Source organism: Streptomyces griseoaurantiacus (assembly GCF_036189845.1).
Lineage (GTDB): Bacteria > Actinomycetota > Actinomycetes > Streptomycetales > Streptomycetaceae > Streptomyces > Streptomyces griseoaurantiacus.
In genome coordinates, this window is the sequence record NZ_CP108326.1 from 1,644,856 (window position 1) to 1,668,005 (window position 23,150).

Genomic DNA, 23,150 nt, shown 5'->3' on the forward strand with positions numbered 1-23,150 from the left:
GGGAGGAATCTCCCCCGCTCCCTCAGCCGAGTTCCGCCAGCCCCCGCCGCACCGCCTCGAGGTCCGCGTCCGAGGCCAGTCCGGCGTGGTAGAGCCGCAGCTCCGTGGCGCCCAGGCCGGCCGCGCGCCGGGCGTCCTCCGCGAGCGTCCCGGGGCTGCCGCCCATCCCGGAGACCACCGTGAGGTTCGCCGCGAGCACCGTGTCCCCGGCCGCCCGCTCCGCGAAGGGCGCGAGCGGCTCCGGCCCGCCCGTGCACGGGAGGACCACCCCGTCCGCGATCCCGAGCACATGGCCCGGGTCCACGCCCGCGTTGGCGCCCACGTGGTACCAGACCGGGTCCGCGTGCAGCAGCACCCGGAAGCCGTCCGGCGCCGCCGCCCGCACCGCGGCGACCGCCTCCTCCTGCAGCGAGCGCGCCACCGGCTCGCGCCACGCGCGGGTGAGCGCCGCCCGTTCCGCGCCGAGCAGGTCCTCCACCGCCGCCCAGCCCCCGCCGGAGGGCGCCCCCCGCCACACCGGCTCCAGCGCCTCCCGTACGGCCGCCGCCAGCGCGTCCGCGTCCGTGCCGTACCCCGTGCGGCACGTGGCGCAGAAGCACAGCGACATCAGGTACTGCCCTGCGTCGCCGAGCGTGATACCGCCGATCTTGTCGTGGGCGTGCAGATGCGCGAGCCCGTACCAGCCGAGCGACTCCAGTTCCGTACCGGCCGCCCCAGGCCGCACGGCCGCCTCCGCCGCGAGGTCCACGAGAAGGGCGCGGGTGGCGGGCTGGGCGACGCAGGGCGCCCACGGGTAGCGGTCGCCGTAGGCGTTGACGACCGAGGTGTCCGGATGCTCCGCGCCGAGCCGGGAGTTGTGCGCGAGCACGACCCAGGTGTGCACCTCGAGACCGGCGTCCACGAGCGCCCCGGCGGCCTCGCCGAAGGCGTCGCCGGGCGCCCAGTCTCCGGCGGCGTACGGCCGCAGGGCGCGCCCCCGCCAGCGCTCCCCCGGCGGGTACAGCACGGCGGCGTGCGCGGCGGTCACGACCCGGTGCCGCGGGTGGCGGGGGGTCAGGGCGCGCGTGGAGTGGTACGCGGAGGCCAGGGTCACCCCGCGGACCCCGAGCGCGGCGAGACGACCGGGCGCCGCCGGGTCCCCGTTGACGTCCCAGGGGTAGACGAATGCCGACGCCTTCACCGTTCTCCTCCGGCGGCGCACACCCGGCGCGCCTTTCCATGACTCTGATTGAGGTACATATGCGTGAACGGCCTCACGCTAGGACCCCGTCCGGCGCCGGTCAAGCACGGCACGGGTCGGGAAATGGCAGGAGGCAAGCAGGGAGGGGGCTTCCGCACGCCGGACGGAGCCTTGACGCGGAAGTTCGTCCCTTCGTAGCGTGTCCACGCATGTGAATAAGGTGGCGAGCCTCCACATGTCACCTGCCGCCCCCGCTCACCCCGCACGCGTACCCCCGCGCGACCCGGCCGACTCAAGGAGACCGAGGATGCCCGCTCCCCGCACCGTTCTGCTCACCGGCGCCGCCGGCGGACTCGGCACGCTGATGCGGGAGTTGCTGCCCTCGTACGGTTACGCGCTGCGGCTGTTCGACGTCCGCCCGATCGAGGGCGAACCGGACGCGATCGTCGCCGATCTCGCCGACCGGGAGGCCGTCCGGGAAGCGGTGCGCGGCGTCGACGCGGTGCTGCACCTCGCGGGGATCTCCGTGGAGTCCACCTTCGAGAAGATCCTCGCGGCCAACATCGAGGGCACGTACCACCTGTACGAGGCGGTGCGCGAGGAGGGCGTGGGGCGGGTCGTCTTCGCCTCCTCCAACCACGCGGTGGGGTACACGCCGGCGCCGGGGCAGGGGGAGCCGCCGGTCCCGGTCGGCACCCCGCGCCGTCCCGACACCTTCTACGGCCTCTCCAAGTCCTTCGGCGAGGACCTCGCCCAGCTCTACTGGGACAAGCACGGGGTGGAGACGGTCTCCGTGCGCATCGGCTCCTGCTTCCGGGAGCCCTCGGACGTGCGGATGCTGTCCCTCTGGCTGAGCCCCGAGGACGGCGCCCGCCTCTTCCACGCGGCGCTGACGGCGGACGGGGTGGGCCACACGGTGGTCTACGGCTCCTCGGCCAACACCCGCCTGTGGTGGGACCTGTCCGGCGCGCGGGCACTGGGCTACGAACCCCGCGACGACTCCGAGAGGTTCGCCCCGGCGCTGCTGGCCGAGCACGGTGAGCTCGACCCCGCCAACCCCGCGCACACCCACATCGGCGGCCGCTTCCTGACGGACCCCCCGCTCTGGGCCCACTAGGGCGCGCCACCGCTCCGGTCGCCCGGGCACCCCCTCACGGCATCTTCGCGCGCCCCCCGAGCGCCCCCGTGACCGCCCCCGCCGCCCCCTCGGGCGCGAAACGGGCCCCCGTCCCCCGCGAGGCGGGCAGGTCCGCTGCCCGTTCCCACTCCCCTCGCTCCCGCCCCGCAGGTCGTCGCCGACCGTCCGGCCCCCGAAGCGGGCACAAACGGGCCCACTCGGACCGGCAACAGACCTGGTCAGCATCGCGCACCCGCTGTAGAACTCTCCCCAAGGCCCAGCAGGGCCCGAACGGGCACAGGAGTGCCACAGCGGAACGGAGCCGTCCGGCGCCGATGAAAGGGCAGGTGAACCAGCCATGACGACACGATCGGCCGAGGAGCGGCAGCGCGAGATCGTCACGGTCGCCCGCCGCACCGGCTCCGTCGACGTCGCCGCCCTCGCCACCCGGCTCGGCGTCGCCAAGGAGACCGTCCGCCGCGACCTGCGCGCACTGGAGGACCACGGCCTGGTCCGCCGCACCCACGGAGGCGCCTACCCCGTGGAGAGCGCCGGCTTCGAGACGACGCTCGCCTTCCGCGCCACCAGCCACGTCCCCGAGAAGCGCCGGATCGCGGCGGCCGCCGCGGAACTGCTCGGCGACGCGGAGACCGTCTTCGTCGACGAGGGGTTCACCCCGCAGCTCATCGCCGAGGCACTGCCCCGCGACCGTCCGCTCACCGTGGTCACCGCCTCCCTCGCCACGGCCGGCGCCCTGGCCGACGCGGGGAACATCAGCGTCCTGCTCCTCGGCGGCAGGGTGCGCCCCGGCACGCTCGCCACCGTCGACCACTGGACGACGAAGATGCTGGCCGGTTTCGTCATCGACCTGGCCTACATCGGCGCCAACGGCATCTCCCGCGAGTACGGACTCACCACCCCCGACCCGGCCGTCAGCGAGGTCAAGACCCAGGCCATCCGCGCCTCCCGGCGCACGGTGTTCACCGGCGTGCACACCAAGTTCGGCGCGGTGAGCTTCTGCCGCTTCGCGGAGGTCGGCGCGCTGGAGGCGATCGTCACCAGCACCCTGCTGCCCACCTCCGAGGCCCACCGGTACTCCCTGCTGGGCCCGCAGGTCATCCGCGTCTGACCCCGCCCCACCGGACCTCACGCCCCGCCCCGTCCACCCCACCCCGACCCCTCCGCACCCACCGACGCCCCATATGCCCTTTACATCCCGTACGCCCCTTACCTCGCCACACCCGTTCACCCATCCCCTCCTCCAGGAGCGATCCATGCGCACCCAGAGCCGACGGAGGCCGCGAGTCACGCTCGCCATGGCCGCCGCGGGAACGCTGCTCGCACCGCTGCTCTCCGGCTGCTGGGTCGGAGCGGGCGGATCCGGTTCCGGCGGTGACTCCGTCAACGTCCTGATGGTCAACAACCCGCAGATGGTGGAGTTGCAGAAGCTGACCGCCTCGCACTTCACCAAGGAGACCGGCATCAAGGTGAATTTCACCGTGCTGCCGGAGAACGACGTCCGCGACAAGATCAGCCAGGACTTCGCCAACCAGGCCGGTCAGTACGACGTCGCGACCCTCTCCAACTACGAGATACCGATCTACGCCCGCAACGGCTGGCTGCACGAGATGGACTCGTACGTCGCCAAGGACCCCAAGTACGACGAGAAGGACGTCCTCAAGCCGATGCGCCAGTCGCTCACCGGCGACGACGGCAAGCTCTACGGCCAGCCCTTCTACGGCGAGTCGTCCTTCCTGATGTACCGCAAGGACGTGTTCGAGGCGAAGGGCCTGAAGATGCCCGCGCACCCCACCTGGGACCAGGTGGCGGACCTCGCCGCGAAGGCGGACGGCGCCAAGCCCGGGATGAAGGGCATCTGCCTGCGCGGACTGCCCGGCTGGGGCGAGATCATGGCACCGCTGACGACGGTGGTGAACACCTTCGGCGGCACCTGGTTCGACAAGGACTGGAAGGCCCGGCTCACCGACCCCGCCTTCGAGAAGGCGACCACGTTCTACGTCGACCTGGTGCGCGAGCACGGCGAGTCCGGCGCCCCGCAGTCCGGCTTCGCCGAGTGCCTGAACAACCTCACCCAGGGCAAGGTCGCCATGTGGTACGACGCCACCTCCGCGGCCGGCTCCCTGGAGGCGGCCAAGTCGCCGGTCAAGGGCAAGATCGGCTACGCGCCCGCGCCGGTGAAGGAGACGAAGTCCGCCGGCTGGCTCTACACCTGGGCCTGGGGCATCCAGAAGGCCTCCCGCAACACCGACAAGGCGTGGAAGTTCGTCTCCTGGGCCTCCGGCAAGGAGTACGAGCAGCTCGTCGGCGACACCTCCGGCTGGTCCAACGTGCCGGCCGGCAAGCGGGCCTCGACGTACGAGAACCCCGCCTACCGCGCGGAGGCCGGCGCCTTCCAGGAGATGACCCGCGAGGCCATCGAGAGCGCCCGCCCCAACGATCCCGGCGTACAGCCGCGGCCCGCGCCCGGCATCCAGTTCGTCGGCATCCCCGAGTTCACCGATCTCGGCACCAAGGTCTCGCAGGAGATCAGCGCGGCCATCGCCGGACGCCAGTCCGTCGAGTCGGCCCTGAAGAAGTCCCAGAAGCTCGCCGAGCAGATCTCCGAGGAGTACGAGGGACGATGACCGCCACCACCGCGGCCCCCGTGGCCGCCCCTCCCGAGCCGCACGTGAAGCAGCCCTCCGCGCGACTGCGCGCCTGGGCCACCCGGGCACCCCTGCTGCCCGCCCTGATCTTCATGATCGCCGTGACCCAGCTCCCCTTCGTGGCCACGCTGGTGATCTCCTTCTTCGACTGGAACGCGCTCTACCCCAAGGCCCGCAAGTTCACCGGCGTCGACAACTACCAGCAGGTCCTCACCGACGCCGATCTGCGGCACTCGGTGTGGACGACGATCCTGCTGACCGTCGCCGTCGTCCTGGTCAGCCTGGTCCTCGGCCTCGCGCTCGCCCTGCTCCTGGACCGGAGGTTCCCGGGCCGGGGCGCGGTCCGCACCCTGCTGATCGCCCCCTTCCTGGTGGTGCCCGTCGCGGCGGCGCTGCTGTGGAAGCACGTGCTCTACAACCCCGAGTACGGCCTGTTCAACGGGTTGCTGCACTACGTGGGCGGCCCCCAGCCGGAATGGATCTCCGACACCCCGCTGCTCGCCGTCGAGGCCTCGCTGGTGTGGCAGTGGACGCCCTTCATGATGCTGATCCTGCTGGCCGGCCTGCAGAGCCGCGACCACCAGCAGATCGAGGCCGCCCGGGTGGACGGCGCGAGCGACTGGCAGATCTTCGTCCATCTGACACTGCCGCACCTGCGCCGCTACCTCGAACTCGGCGCCCTGCTCGGCTCGATCTACATCGTGCAGAACTTCGACGCGGTCTTCACGATCACGTCGGGCGGCCTGGGCACCGCCAACCTGCCGTACACCGTCTACCAGAGCTTCTACCAGGCCCACGAGAACGGCCTCGCCTCGGCGGCCGGCGTCCTGGTGGTCATCGGCTCCCTGATCATCGCCACCTTCGCGTTGCGCGTGGTGTCGTCCCTGTTCCGCGAGGAGGTGTCCCGCGCATGAGCGCCACCGCAAGTCGCGTACGACCGTCCCGGCCCACCGGCGAGGCCGGTGCCGTCAAACGCCCCGGAAGGACCCGGGGGGCGGGCCTCGGCCTGCTGGCCTGGGTGCTGGGGGTGCTGTTCTTCCTGCCCATCGCCTGGATGGCGCTGACCTCCTTCCACTCGGAGGCCGACGCCGCGACCAACCCGCCGTCCTTCGCCGCCGCCCTCACCCTCGACGGCTACCGCGACTTCTTCGGCGTCGGCGGCGGGGCCAGCCCCTGGCCCGCGCTGATCAACTCGGCGGTGGCCTCCATCGCCTCGACGCTCCTCGTCCTGGTGCTCTCCTTCCCGGCCGCCTACGCGCTCTCCATCAACCGGGTGCGCAAGTGGACCGACGTGCTGTTCTTCTTCCTGTCGACGAAGATGCTGCCGGCGGTGGCGGGGCTGCTGCCGATCTACCTCTTTGCCAAGAACGTGGGGATGCTCGACAACATCTGGCTGCTCGTCATCCTCTACACCTCGATGAACCTGCCGATCGCGGTGTGGATGATGCAGTCCTTCCTCGCCGAGGTGCCGGTCGCGGTCATCGAGGCGGCCCGGGTGGACGGGGCGCGGCTGCCGACGGTCCTGGCCCGTGTGGTGGCGCCGATCGCGCTGCCGGGCATCGCCGCCACCGCGCTGATCTGCTTCATCTTCAGCTGGAACGAACTGCTCTTCGCCCGGGTGCTGACGGGTGTGGCCGCCGAGACCGCGCCCGTCTTCCTGACCGGCTTCATCACCAGCCAGGGCCTGTTCCTGGCCAAGGTGTGCGCCGCGTCGCTCGTCATCTCCCTGCCGGTGCTCGCCGCGGGGTTCGCCGCCCAGGACAAGCTGGTCCAGGGCCTGTCGTTGGGAGCCGTGAAATGAAGGCCGCCGTCATCGAGTCCGTGGGCCGCGCCGTCGTCACCGAGGTCCCGGACCCGACGCCGGGCCCGCGCGAGGTCGTCGTCGAGGTCGCCGCGTGCGGACTGTGCGGCACCGATCTGCACATCCTGCAGGGCGAGTTCGCGCCGAAGCTGCCGATCGTGCCGGGGCACGAGTTCGCCGGCGAGGTGGTCGGGGTCGGTGCCCAGGTCACCGAGGTCGCGGTCGGCGACCGGGTGGCGGTGGACCCCTCCCTGTACTGCTACGAGTGCCACTACTGCCGCAGCGGGCACAACAACATGTGCGAGCGGTGGGCGGCGATCGGGGTGACGACGGCGGGCGGCGCCGCGCAGTACGCGGTGGCGCCGGTGGCGAACTGCGTGAAGCTCCCCGAGCACGTCCGCACCCAGGACGCGGCGCTCGTCGAGCCGCTGTCCTGCGCGGTGCGCGGCTACGACGTCCTGAAGTCGCAGCTCGGCGCGCACGTCCTGATCTACGGGTCCGGGACGATGGGCCTGATGATGCTGGAGCTGGCCAAGCGGACGGGCGCGGCGAGCGTGGACGTCGTCGACATCAACCCGGCGCGGCTGGAGACGGCGCGGCGGCTCGGGGTCTCGGGGACGGCCGGCAACGCGGACGAGCTGGACCGGCCGCAGGGCTGGGAACTGGTGGTCGACGCGACGGGGAACGCGGCGGCGATCCAGGACGGCCTGGGCCGGGTGGCGAAGGCGGGAACGTTCCTGCAGTTCGGGGTCGCGGACTACGCGACCCGGGTGGAGATCGACCCGTACCGCATCTACAACCAGGAGATCACCATCACCGGCTCGATGGCGGTGTTGCACAGCTACGAGCGGGCGGCCGAGCTGTTCGCCGCGGGCGTCCTCGACCCGGAGGTCTTCATCAGCGACCGCCTCCCGCTGACGGAGTACCCGAAGGCCCTGGAGCAGTTCGCGGCGGGCGTGGGCCGCAAGATCGTGGTGGTGCCCTAGGAACTCTCGTTCGGATCGGGCCGACGACGAGAAGGCCCTGGGCGCCGCGGGCCGCGGCTCCCGGTGGTTCCCCGTGCCCACCCGGGCGCGGGGAGCCGGGCGTTCTCCCCGGTTCCCCGCGCCCGGGCGGGCCGGCGGCTGCGGGGCCGCGCCTCGGCCATTCGGGTAAGGGAACGGTAAAGCGCCCCCGCTCGTTACCCCCCACATGACAGCTATGACCCCCGGCTCGAACATCCCTCTCCCCGTCACCCAGGTGACGGTGGACGTCGCCGCCCCCGTGCGACTCGACGTATCGGGCCTGCTGCTCACCTCCGACGGCAAAGTACGCAGCGACGACGACTTCATCTTCTACAACCAGCCCGCCGGCCCCGGCGTGAGCTACCGCTCGGGCGGCGGCACCGCCCCGGACGCCATCGTCGTGGACACCGCCGCCGTTCCCCCCGGCATCGAGAAGATCGTCGTCACCGCCAGCCCCGACGCGGCCGGCCAGACCTTCCAGGGCATCGAGCCCACCGCCACCCTCCGCGACGCGGCCGGCGGCGCCGTGCTCGCCACGTTCACGCCCCCGCAGCTCGGCGCGGAGACCGCGCTGGTCGTGATGGAGATCTATCTGCGCAACGGCGCCTGGAAGGCCCGCGCGGTCGGCCAGGGGTACGCCAACGGGCTCGCCGGGATCGCCACGGACTTCGGCGTCTCGGTGGAGGAGCCGGCACCCGCCGCCCCGCCGCAGCCGACGGCTCCGCCGCGGCCCGCCTCGCCCCCGCAGACCGCCCCCGCCGCCCGGCCCCCGGCGCCGCCCGCAGCCGCCGCACCGCCCGCGCCCGGCGCCGGCAAGGTCAACCTCGACAAGGGCCGCGTCAATCTGACGAAGAACCAGACGGTCTCCCTCGTCAAGGGCGGCCGCCCGCTGCTCGCCCAGGTGAAGATGGGTCTCGGCTGGGAGCCGGCGTTCCGGGGCAAGGACATCGACCTCGATGCCTCGGTCATCGCCTACGGCGCGCAGCGCGAGCACATCGACAGCTGCTACTTCGGCAAGCTGTCGATCCTGAACGGCGCGATCAAGCACTCCGGCGACAACCTCACCGGCGAGGGCGGTGGTGACGACGAGGTGATCGTGGTCGACCTCGGCCGCATCCCGCAGGAGGTCACGGGCCTGGTCTTCACGGTGAACTCGTTCTCGGGCCAGAAGTTCACGGAGGTCGCCAAGGCGTACTGCCGCCTGCTGGACGCCGCGACCGGCGAGGAACTGGTCCGCTTCGACCTCACCGGCGCCGAGGCGCAGACCGGCGTGATGATGGCCAAGCTGGTCCGGCAGTTCTCCGGCGAGTGGGACATGACGGCGATGGGCAACTTCGTCAAGTCCCGCACGGTACGGGGCATGGTGAAGCCGGCCGCGCAGGCGCTGTAGGGCGCGCGGCCGCCCTCACGGGCCCGGCTCGCGGCAGCCACCGGGGCGCCTCCGCCGAGGAGGAGGCGCCCCGGGCGCGGCCCGCGCACGGCCCCCTCGCGGCCGCCGCACCCCGTGTCCCTGAGGCGATCCGTCGCACCCACCGCACCCGGTGTCCGTGGCGGCGTCCCCCTTATGCCGCCCTATTCGCCCTGTTCGCCCCGCTGCGAACGCGCCTTGAACGCCGCCTTGCGGGCCTCCTTGGCCACCTTCTTGTCCGGGTGCAGCCGCCCCATCGCCTCCAGGACCTCCGCCGTCGCCGGGTGCTCCACCCGCCACGCCGACGCGAAGAACCCGCTGTGCCCGGCCGCCAGCCCCTCCACCAGTTCCCGCAGCTCCGCCGAGTTCCCCTCGGCCGCGAGCTGCGCCGCCAGCGTGTCGATGGTCAGCCAGAACACCATCGACTCCGGCGGCGCCGGCACGTCGGCCGCCCCGTGCTCGGCCAGCCACACCCGGGCGAGCCCGCCCAGTTCCGCGTCGTCCAGCACCTCACGCAGGGCCGGTTCCGCCACCGCGCCCACCAGCGACAGCGCCTGCTGGCAGCGCAGCCGGCGCAGTGGTGCCCCGGCGTCGGTGCCCCGGGCCGCGCTCAGCAACTCCCGGGCCGCCGCGAGCGGTTCACGGCGGGCGAGCCACTGCTCGGTCTCGGCCCTGGCGGCGCCGGGCGGGAAGGCGCCGGTGCCGTCGAGGAGCACGTCGGCGCCCTTGTCGGCGAGTTCGCCCACCACGGGGGCCTCGTAACCCGCCTCCAGCAGCCGGGCGCGCAGTCCGTACAGCCCGAGCGGCGTCAGCCGCACCATGCCGTACCGGCTGACGTCGGCCTCGTCGATCCCGGACCCCCCGGCGCCGTCGCTCCCGCCCTCCTCGGTCAGCACCTCCTCGTCGACGGGCCGGAACTCGACGAGCCCGATCGGTTCGAGGAGCCGGAACTGGTCGTCGAGCCGCATCAGCGCGTCCGAGACCTGTTCGAGCACCTCGTCGGTGGGCTCCTCCATGTCCTCGGGGACGATCATCGACGCGGCGAGCGCGGGCAGCGGCACCGGCCCCTCGCCGGGCCCGTCCTCGCCGGCCGTGAGCAGGTACAGGTTGCCGAGCACCCCGTCGAGGAACGCGGCCTCCGCCTCCGGGTCCCAGTCGAGGGAGGACAGGTCGACCTCGCCGTCCTCGCCCGCCTCCTCCAGCAGGGCCTCCATCTCGCCGAGGTCGGGCACGCTCGCGTCGGCCAGCACGGCCTCCAGGGCGCCGAGCCACACCTCCAGCACGTCGCGCGGGGAGCCGGAGGTGAGCAGCCGCAGTGCCTCCCCCGCCTCGACGGTGCCCCGCTCCTCGTCCGTGACGGTGACGAGCCCGGTGTGGACGGCCACCTGCCACGCCTCGTCGGCGAGCCCCACGGCCTCCTCCACGGCCCCGGCGCCCTCGGCGCTCGCGGCACCCCCGGCGCTCGCGGCACCCCCGGCGCTCGCGGCACCCCCGGCGCTCGCGGCACCCTCGGCGTTCGCGCCCACGAGTCCGAGCACCTCGGCCGCCGCCGGCAGTTGCTCCTCGGCCAGTTCGCCGCCGGGGTCGACACGGGTCTCGGGCCCGGCCCAGCGGGCCAGCCGGGCGGCGCGTGAGAGCAGCGGGGTGGCGAGCGCGTCCCGCGCGAGTTCCGCCTCGGGGCGCAGCCGGACCGGCGGCAGGGGGGAGCTGTCTGACATCGGCTGGTTCTCCTCGTGCGCCTGTGAGCGGTCCCGCGTGGCGCCGTTCCGCGGCGTGACGCGCGGACGGCCCGACCGCTCAGCCTAGACGGATTTCCACCCATGCGGCCCGGTTCATCTTCCGGAGGCCGTGCGTACATGGCCGAAACCTTGACAACGGGCGGGACTTGGCAGGAGATTGACGCGCGTAGAAACCGACGGACAGTCGTCCGCCGGACACTCGCCGTCAACCGATCGCGTGTCACCGGCCGGATCCCGCGGCCCTCCGGCCACCCCGGGGCGGCCGGATCCGGTGGTCCGGCCGAGCTCGTCCTCGTCATCCGGTACCCGGAGGGATCCCCTTGCCGAGCAAGTCATCCGCGCGTCTCGCCGCGCTCACCGTCGCCGCCGTCTGCTCCGCGGTCTCCGGCGTGGTCCTCACCGCGCCGGCGCACGCGGACGGTGTGCGCGTCCACGACGTCCAGGGCACGACCCGCATCTCCCCCTACGCCGGACAGCAGGTCACCGACGTGGCCGGAATCGTCACCGGCGTGCGTGACCACGGGTCCTCCAAGGGCTTCTGGATGCAGGACCCGGAGCCGGACGCCGACCCGGCCACCAGCGAGGGCGTGTTCGTCTTCACCAGCTCCGCGCCGAAGGTCTCGGCCGGCGACGCGGTGACGGTGACGGGCACCGTCTCGGAGTACGTGCCCGGCGGCACGTCGAGCGGCAACCAGTCGGTCACCGAGATCACCAGGCCGCAGGTGACGATCGTCTCCAGCGGCAACGCGCTCCCGGCCCCGGCGAGGATCGACGCCCGCTCGGTGCCGGACGCGTACGCCCCGGCGGGTGACGCCGCCGCGAACAACTCGGTCAACGGGCTGACGCTGCGCCCGAAGAAGTACGCCCTGGACCTCTACGAGTCCCTGGAGGGCATGAACGTACGGGTGACCGACGCCCGCGTGGTCACGGCCACCGACCCGTACACCGAGCTGTGGGTGACGGTGAAGCCGCACGAGAACCCGACCCGCCGCGGCGGCACCGTGTACGGCTCCTACGCCTCCCAGAACACCGGCCGGCTGCAGATCCAGACCCTGGGCCCGACGGCCGACTTCCCGTCCGCGACGGTCGGCGACACCCTCGCCGGCGCCACCACCGGCCCGCTGGACTACACCCAGTTCGGCGGCTACACCCTGGTCGCGAGCGAGCTGGGGACCCTGCGCGCGGGCGGCCTGGAGCGGGAGTCCACGCACCGGCAGAGCAGCCGCGAACTCGCGGTGGCCACGTACAACGTGGAGAACCTCGACCCGTCCGACGGCACGTTCGCCGATCACGCCGACGCGATCGTGCACCACCTGAAGTCCCCCGACATCGTGTCCCTGGAGGAGATCCAGGACAACAACGGCGCCACCGACGACGGCACGGTGGCCGCCGACCGGACGCTGGGCAAGCTGATCGACGCCGTCGTGGCGGCGGGCGGCCCCCGTTACGAGTGGCGGGGCATCGACCCGGTCGACGGTCAGGACGGCGGCGAGCCCGGCGGCAACATCCGTCAGGCGTTCCTGTTCAACCCCGCCCGGGTGTCGTTCACCGACCGGCCCGGGGGGACGTCCACGACGGCCGTCGGCGTGGAGAAGGTGAAGGGCGCGGCACGGCTGACGGCCTCCCCGGGTCGGATCGACCCGGCGGACGCGGCCTGGCGGAACAGCCGCAAGCCGCTGGCCGGCGAGTTCGTCTTCCGCGGGAAGACGGTCTTCGTGATCGCCAACCACTTCGCCTCCAAGGGCGGCGATCAGGGCCTGACGGCCCAGTACCAGCCGCCGGTGCGCAGCTCGGAGACCCAGCGGCACGCCCAGGCGACGGAGGTGAACGCCTTCGCCAAGGACATCCTCGAGGCACAGAGGAACGCGAGGGTGATCGCCCTCGGCGACCTCAACGACTTCGAGTTCTCCGGCACCGCGCGGCTCCTGGAGGACGGCGGGGCGCTGTGGTCCGCGATCAAGTCGCTGCCGAAGAGCGAGCGGTACACGTACGACTACCAGGGCAACAGTCAGGTGCTGGACCAGATCCTGATCAGCCCCTCGCTGCGCCGCCCGGGCGCGTACGCCTACGACAGCGTCCACCTCAACGCCGAGTTCCCCACACAGATCAGCGACCACGACCCGCAGGTGCTGCGGATCCGCCCGTAGCGGCGGGTGCCCCCGCGCCCACCGGGGCGCGGGGGCACGCCGGACCCGGGCGGGGAACCGTCACCGTCCCCCGCGCCGCCCCCACCACACTCCCGCCGCGACGACCGCGCCGGCGCCCACGCCCGCGAGGACCAGCGGCACCCGCTGCTCCCCCGCGCGGGCCGCCGTGCTGCGCAACTGCACCGTCATCGCGCCCGCCCGGTCCCTCAGGTCCTCGGCCCGTGCGCGGGCCCGTCCCTTCACGTCGGTCTTCCCGGCGAGTTCCGCCACCGTGTCGCCGAGCTTCCCCCTCGTCTCCTCGATCTGTGCGAGCAGTTCCTCGGGCCCCTTGGCGCCCGTCGCGTTCCGCCCGGACGCGGGCACGGACCCCGCCAGTTGCCCGGCGTCCGTCTTCGCCCGGTGGTCCCTGCCTCCGGTCACCGGTGCGCCCTCCCCTTGATCTCGTCGACGTCCGCCTTGACGCTGTCGAGGGTCTGCTCCGGCTTGGCCGGTGTCGCGCGCTTGAGCTGCGCCCGCCCCATCATCCCGAGCACGCCCGCCACCAGGAACAGCGCCGCCGTCACGATCAGCGCGGCGGCCCACACGGGCAGCGCCACCGCGATCGCGGCGATCGCCGTGGCCGCCAGCGCCATCAGCCCGACGTAGGCCACGGCTCCCGCGCCGCCGAGCAGCCCGCCGCCGCGCCCGGCCCGGCGCCCCTTCTCGGCGAGTTCCTCCTTGGCGAGGCTGACTTCCTGACGTACGAGCCGGGAGAGCTGTTCGGTCGCCTGTCCGACGAGTTCGCCCACCGAATGGTGGTCCTGGCGGTCCGGGTAGGGGACGGTGCGCACGGGCTTGGCCTCGGTCGTGGTCACGGTCGCCTCCTCTCGTTTCGGGAAGGCTCCGGGTACCCCGGGCCGGGGGCCCCTACCCTCCCCGCCACGCCCGCGAGGCCCCTCCATTCATTAGCGAACCACTCCCTCACCTCGTAGAAGATTTAAGTGGTGCTACACGGTCATGCCGGTCGACACTGCCGGTATGACACCCACCCCGCCCCGCCCCGCCCCCTTCGGCCGCGTCCTGTGCGCGATGGTCACCCCCTTCACCGCCGACGGCGCCCTCGATCTCGACGGCGCGGGAGCCCTGGCCTCCCGGCTGGTGGAGGAGGGGTGCGAGGGGCTGGTGCTGTCCGGCACCACCGGCGAGTCGCCGACCACCACGGACGCGGAGAAGACGGCTCTGCTGCGGGCGGTGCGGGAGGCCGTCGGCGGGCGGGCTGCGCTCGTGGCCGGGGTCGGCACGGCCGACACCGCGCACACCCTGGAACTGGCCCGCGCGGCGGAGAAGGCGGGCGCCGACGGTCTCCTCCTCGTCGCCCCCTACTACAGCCGGCCCCCGCAGACGGCCGTGGAAGCCCATCTGCGCGAGGTCGCCGAGGCCACGGCACTGCCCGTCATGCTGTACGACATCCCGGCCCGCACCGGCACCCGCATCGAGCCGGAGACGATGCTCCGGCTGGCCGGCCACCCCCGGATCGTGGCGGTCAAGGACTGCTCCTACGACCTCCTGGGCGTCCAGAAGGTGCTGCACCGCACGGACCTGGCCTACTACGCGGGCTGCGACGAGCAGGCGCTGGCGCTGTACGCGGTGGGCGGCGCCGGCTGGGTGAGCACGGTGGCGAACGTCGTGCCCCGCCACGTCCGCGCGGTCCTCGACGCCTTCGACGCCGGGGACACGGCCGGGGCGGCCCGCCGTCAGTTGGCGGCGAACGACCTCATCGAGGCGATGACGGCGGCGGGCCTTCCGGGAACGGTCACCGCGAAGGCCCTGCTGGCCCGCCTCGGTCTGCCCGCGGGCCCGGTCCGGCCACCCCTGCTGCCCGCCGGCCGTGAGACGGCCGACGGGCTGGGGGTGCTGTACGAGCGGCTGACGGGCGGGGTCTGACCCTGCCCGCCGCCGCGCTCCCCCGTGGTTCTCCGGCCCGTCAGTTGTGCGCGTGCAGGACGTCGTTCAGGCCGCCCCAGACCGCGTTGTTCGGGCGGGCCTCGACGGTGCCGGTGACCGAGTTGCGGCGGAACAGGATGTTCGAGGCGCCGGACAGCTCTCGGGCCTTGACGATCTGCCCGTCGGGCAGGGTGACCCGGGTGCCCGCGGTGATGTAGAGGCCGGCCTCGACCACGCACTCGTCGCCGAGCGCGATGCCCACGCCCGCCTCGGCGCCGACCAGGCAGCGCTCGCCCAGGGAGATGATCACGTTGCCGCCGCCGGACAGGGTGCCCATCGTGGAGGCGCCGCCGCCGATGTCCGAGCCGTCGCCGATGACGACACCGGCGGAGATGCGGCCCTCGACCATGGAGGTGCCGAGCGTGCCGGCGTTGAAGTTGACGAAGCCCTCGTGCATGACGGTGGTGCCCGCGGCGAGGTGGGCGCCGAGCCGGACCCGGTCCGCGTCGGCGATCCGCACGCCCTTGGGCACGACGTAGTCCGTCATGCGCGGGAACTTGTCGACCGAGGTCACCTGGAGGTGCAGGCCCTCGGCGCGGGCGTTGAGCCGCACCTTCTCGATGTCGTCGACGGCCACCGGGCCGAGCGAGGTCCAGGCCACGTTGGCGAGGAAGCCGAACTGGCCCTCCAGGCTCAGCCCGTGCGGCTTGACCAGGCGGTGCGAGAGCAGGTGCAGACGCAGGTAGACGTCGTGCGCGTCGAGCGGCTTGTCCTCCAGGGAGGCGATGACCGTGCGGACCGCGACGACCTCGACGCCGCGCCGGGGGTCCGGGCCGATCGCCTTGGCCGCGCCCTCGCCGAGCAGCTCCACGGCACGCTCGGCGGACAGCCGCTCGGTGCCGGCCGGGCCGGGGTCCTCGGTGAGCCCGGGAGCGGGGAACCAGGTGTCGAGAACGGTGCCGTCGGCGGTGAGCGTGGCGAGGCCGGTGGCGGCGGCGCCGGTGGTGCGGGGAGTCGTCGTGTCGGTCATGAGGGCAACCTAACCGGCAGGGGCGGCCGGGAGCCAACCGGCGGGGTGCGGCACCGCTCTCAATGCGCCCCGCCCGTGTTCAGCACGACCACGCCCGCCACGATCAGGGCCAGACCCGCCAGCTTCGCCGCGGTCAGCGGCTCGTCGAAGACCAGGAGGCCGATCACCGCGATCGCCGCCGTCCCCACTCCCGACCAGATCGCGTACGCCGAGCCGATCGACACCGTCTTCAGCGTCTGCGCCAGCAGCACGAACGACACCAGGTAGCCGGCGACGGTGAGCACCGAGGGCCAGAGCCGGGTGAAGCCCTCGCTGTACTTCATCGCGGAGGTGGCCGCCACCTCCGCCGCGATGGCCCCGCCCAGCAGCACGTATCCCATTCCCATGCGGGCGACTGTACGGCTCCCCGGGCCCGCCCCGGCCGGCCCGGGCGCCGGGGGTCCGGGGACGCGGCGGCCCCCGGCGCGCGTGGCACGCCGGGGGCCGTGGTCCGTGATCCCGGTTTCGGCTCTCGGGTTTCGCGCACTTCCGCGCGCGACGACCGCTCGGACGTCTCAGACGTTGAAGCCGAGCGCCCTCAGCTGCTCACGGCCGTCGTCCGTGATCTTGTCGGGGCCCCACGGCGGCATCCAGACCCAGTTGATGCGCAGCTCGCTGACGAGGCCGTCCGTGGCGGACTTGGCCTGGTCCTCGATGACATCGGTCAGCGGGCAGGCCGCCGAGGTGAGGGTCATGTCGACGGTGGCGATGTTCGCCTCGTCGACGTGGATGCCGTAGATCAGGCCGAGGTTGACGACGTCGATGCCCAGTTCGGGGTCGACGACGTCCATCAGGGCCTCGCGGAGCTCCTCCTCCGAGGCCGGCTTCATCTCCACGGTGTCGGTCATGCCGTTGTCCTTCCGGGTTCGGCGCCGGCGTCCTGAAGGGCCTGGGCCGTCGCGTCCTTCCACGCCATCCAGCTGAGCAGCGCGCACTTGACGCGCGCGGGGTACTTGGAGACCCCGGCGAACGCGACCGCGTCCTCCAGGACCTCCTCCATCTCCTCGTCGGGCTCGACCCTGCCCTTGGACTGCATCAGTTCCAGGAAGGTCTCCTGGATCCGCTGCGCCTCGGCGAGGTCCTTGCCCACGAGGAGATCGTTCAGCACGGAGGCGGAGGCCTGGCTGATGGAACAGCCCTGCCCCTCGTAGCTGACGTCGCTGATGGTGGTGCCCTCGTACTTCACACGCAGCGTGATCTCGTCACCGCACGTCGGGTTGACGTGGTGCACCTCGGCGTCGCCGTCCCGCAAGCCCCGACCGTGCGGGTTCTTGTAGTGGTCGAGGATGACTTCCTGGTACATCGAGTCCAGCTTCACGCCTCAGCCCTTCATCCGAAGAAGTTCCGTACGTGCTCCAGACCGTCGATCAGCGCGTCGACCTCGCCCGGCGTGGAGTACAGATAGAACGACGCGCGCGTGGTCGCGGGAATTCCGTACCGCAGGCAGACGGGCCGCGCGCAGTGGTGTCCGACCCGGACCGCGATGCCCAGTTCGTCGAGGACCTGGCCCACGTCGTGCGGGTGGATGTCACCCAGCGTGAACGAGAGCGCGGCGCCGCGGTCCTCGGCCGTGGTGGGGCCGATGATCCGCAGGTCCGGGACCTCGAGCAGCCGCTTGACGGCGTACTCGGTCAGCGCGTGCTCGTGGGCGAGCACCTTGTCCATGCCGATCGAGTTCAGGTAGTCGATCGCCGCGCCGAGACCGACCGCCTGGGCGATCGGAGGGGTGCCCGCCTCGAACTTGTGCGGGGCGGGGGCGTAGGTCGAGGAGTGCATCGAGACCGTCTCGATCATCTCGCCGCCGCCGAGGAAGGGGGGCAGGTCCTCCAGCAGCTCCTGGCGGCCCCACAGCACGCCGATGCCGGTCGGGCCGCACATCTTGTGGCCGGTGAAGGCCACGAAGTCGGCCTGGAGGGCCTGGACGTCCACGGGCATGTGCGGCGCGGCCTGGGAGGCATCGACGCACACCAGGGCGCCGACCTCCTGGGCGCGGCGGACTATCGCCTCGACCGGGTTGAGGGTGCCGAGGATGTTGGAGACCAGCACGAAGGAGACGATCTTGGTCTTCTCGGTGATGATCTCGTCGATGCGGGAGAGGTCGAGCCGGCCGTCGTCGGTCAGCCCGAACCACTTCAGCTTCGCGCCCGTGCGCTGCGCGAGCAGCTGCCACGGCACGATGTTGGAGTGGTGCTCCATCTCCGTGATGACGATCTCGGTCTCGGAGTCCACCCGGTAGGGCTCGTCGGCCCAGCCGAGCATGTTGGCCACGAGGTTGAGCGACTCGGAGGCGTTCTTGGTGAAGATCACCTCGTCGCGGCTCGGGGCGTTGATGAACGCGGCGACCTTGTCGCGCGCGCCCTCGTACAGCGCCGTGGCCTCCTCGGCGAGCACGTGCACGCCCCGGTGGACGTTGGCGTTGTGCTGCTCGTAGTACTCGTCCAGGACGTCGATCACCTGGCGCGGTGTCTGCGAGGTGGCCGCGTTGTCGAGGTAGACGAGCCTGCGGCCGTCGTGGACCCGGCGGTCCAGGATCGGGAAGTCCTTGCGGATCGCCTCGGTGTCGAGGAGGCCCGGCAGCTGTGTCACTCGGATGCGCCGCCCTTCGTGTATGCCTCGTAGCCCTCTTCCTCCAGCTTGTCGGCGAGCTCGGCGCCGCCGGACTCGACGATGCGGCCCGCGGAGAAGACGTGGACGTGGTCGGGCTTGATGTAGCGCAGGATGCGCGTGTAGTGCGTGATCAGCAGGGTGCCGACCTCGCCGGTCTCGCGGACCCGGTTGACGCCCTCGGAGACGACGCGCAGGGCGTCGACGTCCAGGCCGGAGTCGGTCTCGTCGAGGATCGCGACCTTGGGCTTGAGCAGCTCGAGCTGGAGGATCTCGTGGCGCTTCTTCTCACCGCCGGAGAAGCCCTCGTTGACGTTGCGCTCGGCGAAGGAGGGGTCCATGTGGAGACGCTCCATGGTCTCCTTGACCTCCTTGACCCAGGTGCGCAGCTTGGGGGCCTCGCCGCGGACGGCGGTGGCGGAGGTGCGCAGGAAGTTCGACACGGAGACGCCGGGGACCTCGACCGGGTACTGCATGGCGAGGAAGAGGCCGGCGCGGGCGCGCTCGTCGACGGACATCTCCAGGACGTCCTCGCCGTCGAGGGTGACGGTGCCGCCGGTGATCGTGTACTTGGGGTGACCCGCGAGGGAGTAGGCGAGGGTCGACTTGCCGGAGCCGTTGGGGCCCATGATGGCGTGCGTCTCGCCCTGCTTCACGGTGAGGTCGACGCCCTTGAGGATCTCCTTCGTGGCGTTGTCGGCCTCGACGGTGACGTGCAGGTCTCGGATTTCAAGCGTTGCCATGGGTGCCTCAGGACTCCTGGGTGAGGGAGGCGCGTACGTCCACGAAGACGCTGCCCCCTTCGATCTTTACGGGGTATACGGGGACCGGACGTGTCGCCGGAAGACTGTCGGGCTTGCCGGAGCGGAGGTCGAAGCGCGAGCCGTGCAGCCAGCACTCGATGTGGCAGTCGTCGACCTCGCCCTCGGCGAGCGAGACGTTCGCGTGCGAGCAGATGTCGTGGATCGCGAACACCTCGCCCTCGGTCCGCACGAGGGAGAGGGGCGTGCCGTCGAGTTCCACCCGCTTGGGGGTGTCCTCCTCCAGCTCGTCCGCTCCACAGACGCGTACGAAGGTCATGCGACCGAGGCCTCCAGCTCCTCCTCGATCTTGGCGAGCAGGCGCTCCTCGATGTCCGGGACACCGATCTGCTGCACGAGCTCGGCGAAGAAGCCGCGCACGACCAGACGGCGGGCGTCGGTCTCGGGGATGCCGCGGGCCATCAGGTAGAAGAGCTGCTCGTCGTCGAAGCGGCCGGTGGCGGAGGCGTGGCCGGCACCGACGATCTCGCCGGTCTCGATCTCCAGGTTCGGCACCGAGTCGACGCGGGCGCCGTCGGTGAGGACCAGGTTGCGGTTCATCTCGTAGGTGTCGGTGCCCTCGGCCTTGGCCTCGATGAGCACGTCACCGATCCACACGGCGTGCGCGGACTCGCCCTGGAGGGCGCCCTTGTACACGACGTTGGACTTGCAGTGCGGGGTGTTGTGGTCGACCAGGAGGCGGTGCTCGTGGTGCTGGCCCTTGTCGGTGAAGTACAGGCCGATCAGCTCGGCCTCGCCCCCGGTGCCGGCGTAGGTGACGCGCGGGTGGATGCGCACCAGGTCGCCGCCGAAGGTGACCACGATGTGCCGGAAGCCGGCGTCCCGGCCGACCAGGGCGCCCTGCTGCGAGGTGTGGACGGCGGTGCGGTCCCAGTCCATCACGGTGACGACGGTGAGCTTCGCGCCGTCCCCGACGACGTACTCGACGTTGGCCGCGCGCACGGTGTCGCCGGTGTGGTCGATGACGACGGTGGCCTCGGCGAAGGCGCCGAGCTCGAAGACGGTGTGCCCGTAGGTCACGCCGCCCTCGCCGTGCAGGGCCAGGCGGACCGGTTCGGTCAGCACGGTCTCCTTGGGCACGGTGACGATCGTCGCCTTCTCGAAGGCGGAGTAGGCCTGGGCCGCGACCCGGTCCACGGGGGCGCCGGCCCGGCCGAGCCGTGCGTCGTCCCGCGCGACGGTCTCGACGCGCACGCCGTCGGGTGCGGAGATCTCCGCCTTGATCGAGCCGTCCGCGACCGCGGTGCCGTCGTGCAGCCCGCGCAGGCGGTCGAGGGGGGTGAAGCGCCACTCCTCCTCACGGCCGTGCGGGACGGGGAAGTCCGCCACGTCGAAGGACGGCGGCGCGCTCATGCGCGTGGCGACGGTCGACTCGGCGGCCACCGCGATCGAGCCGGCGGTGGTGGACCCGCCCGGGTTGTTGTGGGCCTCGGCCATAACTGTCGTCGTGCTCTCTTCCTGCGTGTTGTCGTTTCCGCGGCCCGCCCGGGAGGGCGGGCCGACGGCTGTGCGCGGCGGCGGGTCAGCCGACCGCGCCCTCCATCTGCAGCTCGATCAGCCGGTTGAGCTCCAGCGCGTACTCCATCGGCAGTTCCTTGGCGATCGGCTCGACGAAGCCGCGCACGATCATCGCCATCGCCTCGAACTCGCTCAGACCGCGGCTCATCAGGTAGAAGAGCTGGTCCTCGGAGACCTTGGAGACGGTCGCCTCGTGGCCCATGGACACGTCGTCCTCACGGACGTCGACGTACGGGTACGTGTCGGAGCGGGAGATGGTGTCGACGAGCAGGGCGTCGCACAGCACGTTCGACTTGGAGCCGGGGGCGCCCTCGCCGATCTCGATGAGGCCGCGGTAGGAGGTGCGGCCGCCGCCGCGGGCCACGGACTTCGACACGATGTTGGACGACGTGTTCGGGGCCATGTGGACCATCTTGGCGCCCGCGTCCTGGTGCTGGCCCTCGCCCGCGAAGGCGATGGACAGGGTCTCGCCCTTGGCGTGCTCGCCCATCAGGTACACGGCGGGGTACTTCATCGTCACCTTGGAGCCGATGTTGCCGTCGACCCACTCCATCGTCGCGCCCTCGTAGGCGACGGCGCGCTTGGTGACCAGGTTGTAGACGTTGTTCGACCAGTTCTGGATGGTCGTGTAGCGGCAACGGGCGTTCTTCTTGACGATGATCTCGACGACCGCGCTGTGCAGCGAGTCCGACTTGTAGATCGGCGCCGTGCAGCCCTCGACGTAGTGCACGTAGGCACCCTCGTCGACGATGATCAGGGTCCGCTCGAACTGGCCCATGTTCTCCGTGTTGATACGGAAGTAGGCCTGGAGCGGGATCTCGACGTGCACGCCCTTCGGCACGTAGATGAAGGAGCCACCGGACCACACCGCGCTGTTCAGCGAGGCGAACTTGTTGTCGCCGACGGGGATGACGGTCCCGAAGTACTCCTTGAAGAGCTCCGGGTGCTCCTTCAGCGCCGTGTCGGTGTCCAGGAAGATGACGCCCTGCTCCTCCAGGTCCTCACGGATCTGGTGGTAGACGACCTCCGACTCGTACTGGGCGGCGACACCGGCGACCAGGCGCTGCTTCTCCGCCTCCGGGATGCCCAGCTTGTCGTAGGTGTTCTTGATGTCCTCGGGCAGGTCCTCCCAGGACTCCGCCTGCTTCTCCGTGGAGCGCACGAAGTACTTGATGTTGTCGAAGTCGATCCCCGACAGGTCCGAGCCCCAGTTCGGCATGGGCTTCTTCTCGAAGAGGCGCAGGCCCTTCAGGCGCAGCTTCGTCATCCACTCCGGCTCGGACTTCTTCGCCGAGATGTCCCGGACGACGTCCTCGTTGATGCCGCGCTTCGCAGAGGCGCCGGCCGTGTCGGAGTCGGCCCAGCCGTATTCGTACTTGCCCAGGCCCTCGAGTTCGGGGTGAGCAGTCTCCGTGGGGAGAGTCATGCGGGGTTCCTCCCGGCCGTGCGTGCGGATGCTTCGTGGGAAATCTTGGGGATGAACGTCGTGCAGACGCCGTCGCCGTGCGCGATCGTCGCCAGTCGCTGCACGTGTGTGCCCAACAATTGGGAGAACACTTCTGTTTCCGCCTCGCAGAGCTGCGGGAACTGTTCCGCGACGTGGGCGACCGGGCAGTGGTGCTGGCACAGCTGCTCGCCGTGGTGCGGGAGGGGCGCACTGCGTGCGGTGGCAGCGTACCCGTCCGCGCTCAGCGCCCTGGCCAGGGCCTCGGTCCGCTCCTCGGGTCCGGCGGCCTCGATCGCCGCGCGGTAGGCGGCGGCCTGCTCGGCGATCCGGGCGCGGGCGAAGGCGACGACCGCCTCGTCACCGCCGAAGCGCTCCCGGATGAACCGGAGCGCGTCCGCGGCGAGCTGGTCGTAGGACTGGTCGAAGGCGTCCCGGCCGCAGTCGGTCAGGGCGAACACCTTGGCGGGGCGGCCCCGGGTGCGCGCGCCGTAGACCCGCCGCTCCCGGGCCTCCACGACGTTGTCCGAGGCCAGCGCGTCGAGGTGGCGGCGCACGGCGGCCTGGGTGAGGCCGAGGCGGCCGGCCAGCTCGGCGACGGTCGAGGGGCCGTGGTCCAGGATGGAGCGCGCGACGCGGTTGCGGGTGGACCGCTCACCGGTCGCGAGTTCCTCCTGCGGAGCCTCGCCGACGTTTTTCACAACGCCAT

Annotated in this window: 23 protein-coding genes; 9 read left to right on the forward strand and 14 right to left on the reverse strand. The window is 71.8% G+C overall.

Annotated features, from left to right (window positions below; translation table 11 throughout):
• Nucleotides 1-22: 22 nt before the first annotated feature.
• Entirely contained in the window at nucleotides 23-1,180 is a 1,158-nt protein-coding gene (locus OHB09_RS07455) for a hypothetical protein (RefSeq protein ID WP_093598823.1), read from the reverse strand.
• A gap of 307 nt (nucleotides 1,181-1,487) precedes the next feature.
• On the opposite strand from OHB09_RS07455, the gene OHB09_RS07460 reads away from it, so the two are divergent.
• The 7 genes from OHB09_RS07460 to OHB09_RS07490 all read left to right on the forward strand — a co-directional run bounded on the left by OHB09_RS07460 (nucleotide 1,488) and on the right by OHB09_RS07490 (nucleotide 9,158).
• Nucleotides 1,488-2,297: an NAD-dependent epimerase/dehydratase family protein gene (locus tag OHB09_RS07460; protein ID WP_093598820.1), complete on the forward strand. Its 810-nt coding sequence runs from the start codon at nucleotides 1,488-1,490 to the stop codon at nucleotides 2,295-2,297.
• Nucleotides 2,298-2,655: 358 nt separating this feature from the next.
• Nucleotides 2,656-3,426 (forward strand): DeoR/GlpR family DNA-binding transcription regulator, encoded by a 771-nt coding sequence (locus OHB09_RS07465; RefSeq protein ID WP_006143413.1) that lies wholly within the window; start codon nucleotides 2,656-2,658, stop codon nucleotides 3,424-3,426.
• A gap of 145 nt (nucleotides 3,427-3,571) precedes the next feature.
• Nucleotides 3,572-4,942 (forward strand): ABC transporter substrate-binding protein, encoded by a 1,371-nt coding sequence (locus OHB09_RS07470; protein ID WP_191852781.1) that lies wholly within the window; start codon nucleotides 3,572-3,574, stop codon nucleotides 4,940-4,942.
• A complete protein-coding gene (locus OHB09_RS07475; RefSeq protein ID WP_006143415.1) occupies nucleotides 4,939-5,877 on the forward strand; it encodes a carbohydrate ABC transporter permease in 939 nt (312 codons plus the stop codon). The genes OHB09_RS07470 and OHB09_RS07475 overlap by 4 nt, the downstream gene beginning before the upstream one ends.
• A complete protein-coding gene (locus tag OHB09_RS07480) occupies nucleotides 5,874-6,764 on the forward strand; it encodes a carbohydrate ABC transporter permease (RefSeq protein ID WP_234527128.1) in 891 nt (296 codons plus the stop codon). Before OHB09_RS07475 ends, OHB09_RS07480 begins: the two co-directional genes overlap by 4 nt.
• Nucleotides 6,761-7,750 (forward strand): zinc-dependent alcohol dehydrogenase family protein, encoded by a 990-nt coding sequence (locus OHB09_RS07485; protein ID WP_006143417.1) that lies wholly within the window; start codon nucleotides 6,761-6,763, stop codon nucleotides 7,748-7,750. The genes OHB09_RS07480 and OHB09_RS07485 overlap by 4 nt, the downstream gene beginning before the upstream one ends.
• A 214-nt stretch (nucleotides 7,751-7,964) precedes the next feature.
• The gene (locus tag OHB09_RS07490) at nucleotides 7,965-9,158 is read left to right on the forward strand and encodes a TerD family protein (RefSeq protein WP_319351001.1); all 1,194 of its coding nucleotides are present in this window, start codon (nucleotides 7,965-7,967) and stop codon (nucleotides 9,156-9,158) included.
• 182 nt (nucleotides 9,159-9,340) lie between these two features.
• On the opposite strand, the gene OHB09_RS07495 is transcribed toward OHB09_RS07490, so the two are convergent.
• Nucleotides 9,341-10,894 carry a hypothetical protein gene (locus OHB09_RS07495; protein WP_319350978.1) on the reverse strand — a complete coding sequence of 518 codons (1,554 nt, stop codon included), beginning with the start codon at nucleotides 10,892-10,894 and terminating at the stop codon, nucleotides 9,341-9,343.
• A gap of 341 nt (nucleotides 10,895-11,235) precedes the next feature.
• Between OHB09_RS07495 and OHB09_RS07500 the strand changes: the two genes are divergently transcribed.
• Nucleotides 11,236-13,062, forward strand: coding sequence for an endonuclease/exonuclease/phosphatase family protein (locus OHB09_RS07500; RefSeq protein ID WP_319350979.1), 1,827 nt, complete (start codon nucleotides 11,236-11,238; stop codon nucleotides 13,060-13,062).
• A gap of 60 nt (nucleotides 13,063-13,122) precedes the next feature.
• On the opposite strand, the gene OHB09_RS07505 is transcribed toward OHB09_RS07500, so the two are convergent.
• Together OHB09_RS07505 and OHB09_RS07510 are read right to left on the reverse strand one after the other, a co-directional pair.
• A complete protein-coding gene (locus OHB09_RS07505; protein ID WP_308117207.1) occupies nucleotides 13,123-13,482 on the reverse strand; it encodes a DUF3618 domain-containing protein in 360 nt (119 codons plus the stop codon).
• Nucleotides 13,479-13,916, reverse strand: coding sequence for a phage holin family protein (locus OHB09_RS07510; RefSeq protein ID WP_234527135.1), 438 nt, complete (start codon nucleotides 13,914-13,916; stop codon nucleotides 13,479-13,481). The genes OHB09_RS07505 and OHB09_RS07510 overlap by 4 nt, the downstream gene beginning before the upstream one ends.
• 163 nt (nucleotides 13,917-14,079) lie before the next feature.
• Here OHB09_RS07510 and dapA point away from each other — a divergent pair, with 163 nt between their 5' ends.
• Complete coding sequence (dapA, locus tag OHB09_RS07515; RefSeq protein WP_328921754.1) at nucleotides 14,080-14,985, forward strand: 4-hydroxy-tetrahydrodipicolinate synthase; 906 nt, start codon at nucleotides 14,080-14,082, stop codon at nucleotides 14,983-14,985.
• A gap of 40 nt (nucleotides 14,986-15,025) precedes the next feature.
• On the opposite strand, the gene dapD is transcribed toward dapA, so the two are convergent.
• The 10 genes from dapD to OHB09_RS07565 form a co-directional block, all read right to left on the reverse strand.
• A complete protein-coding gene (dapD, locus tag OHB09_RS07520; RefSeq protein WP_319350981.1) occupies nucleotides 15,026-16,015 on the reverse strand; it encodes a 2,3,4,5-tetrahydropyridine-2,6-dicarboxylate N-succinyltransferase in 990 nt (329 codons plus the stop codon).
• A gap of 59 nt (nucleotides 16,016-16,074) precedes the next feature.
• Nucleotides 16,075-16,395: a DMT family transporter gene (locus OHB09_RS07525; protein ID WP_040896851.1), complete on the reverse strand. Its 321-nt coding sequence runs from the start codon at nucleotides 16,393-16,395 to the stop codon at nucleotides 16,075-16,077.
• A 174-nt stretch (nucleotides 16,396-16,569) separates the two neighbouring features.
• On the reverse strand, nucleotides 16,570-16,902 hold the full coding sequence (locus OHB09_RS07530) for a metal-sulfur cluster assembly factor (RefSeq protein WP_006143426.1): 333 nt from the start codon (nucleotides 16,900-16,902) through the stop codon (nucleotides 16,570-16,572).
• On the reverse strand, nucleotides 16,899-17,372 hold the full coding sequence (sufU, locus tag OHB09_RS07535) for a Fe-S cluster assembly sulfur transfer protein SufU (RefSeq protein ID WP_006143427.1): 474 nt from the start codon (nucleotides 17,370-17,372) through the stop codon (nucleotides 16,899-16,901). Before sufU ends, OHB09_RS07530 begins: the two co-directional genes overlap by 4 nt.
• Before the next feature lie 11 nt (nucleotides 17,373-17,383).
• Complete coding sequence (locus tag OHB09_RS07540; RefSeq protein WP_006143428.1) at nucleotides 17,384-18,640, reverse strand: cysteine desulfurase; 1,257 nt, start codon at nucleotides 18,638-18,640, stop codon at nucleotides 17,384-17,386.
• Nucleotides 18,637-19,401 (reverse strand): Fe-S cluster assembly ATPase SufC, encoded by a 765-nt coding sequence (gene sufC, locus OHB09_RS07545; RefSeq protein WP_006143429.1) that lies wholly within the window; start codon nucleotides 19,399-19,401, stop codon nucleotides 18,637-18,639. Before sufC ends, OHB09_RS07540 begins: the two co-directional genes overlap by 4 nt.
• A 7-nt stretch (nucleotides 19,402-19,408) precedes the next feature.
• Nucleotides 19,409-19,738: a non-heme iron oxygenase ferredoxin subunit gene (locus OHB09_RS07550; protein ID WP_006143430.1), complete on the reverse strand. Its 330-nt coding sequence runs from the start codon at nucleotides 19,736-19,738 to the stop codon at nucleotides 19,409-19,411.
• Complete coding sequence (gene sufD / locus OHB09_RS07555; RefSeq protein WP_006143431.1) at nucleotides 19,735-20,916, reverse strand: Fe-S cluster assembly protein SufD; 1,182 nt, start codon at nucleotides 20,914-20,916, stop codon at nucleotides 19,735-19,737. Before sufD ends, OHB09_RS07550 begins: the two co-directional genes overlap by 4 nt.
• A gap of 85 nt (nucleotides 20,917-21,001) precedes the next feature.
• The gene (gene sufB, locus OHB09_RS07560) at nucleotides 21,002-22,423 is read right to left on the reverse strand and encodes a Fe-S cluster assembly protein SufB (RefSeq protein WP_006143432.1); all 1,422 of its coding nucleotides are present in this window, start codon (nucleotides 22,421-22,423) and stop codon (nucleotides 21,002-21,004) included.
• On the reverse strand, nucleotides 22,420-23,142 hold the full coding sequence (locus OHB09_RS07565; protein ID WP_006143433.1) for a helix-turn-helix transcriptional regulator: 723 nt from the start codon (nucleotides 23,140-23,142) through the stop codon (nucleotides 22,420-22,422). Before OHB09_RS07565 ends, sufB begins: the two co-directional genes overlap by 4 nt.
• Nucleotides 23,143-23,150 lie beyond the last annotated feature (8 nt).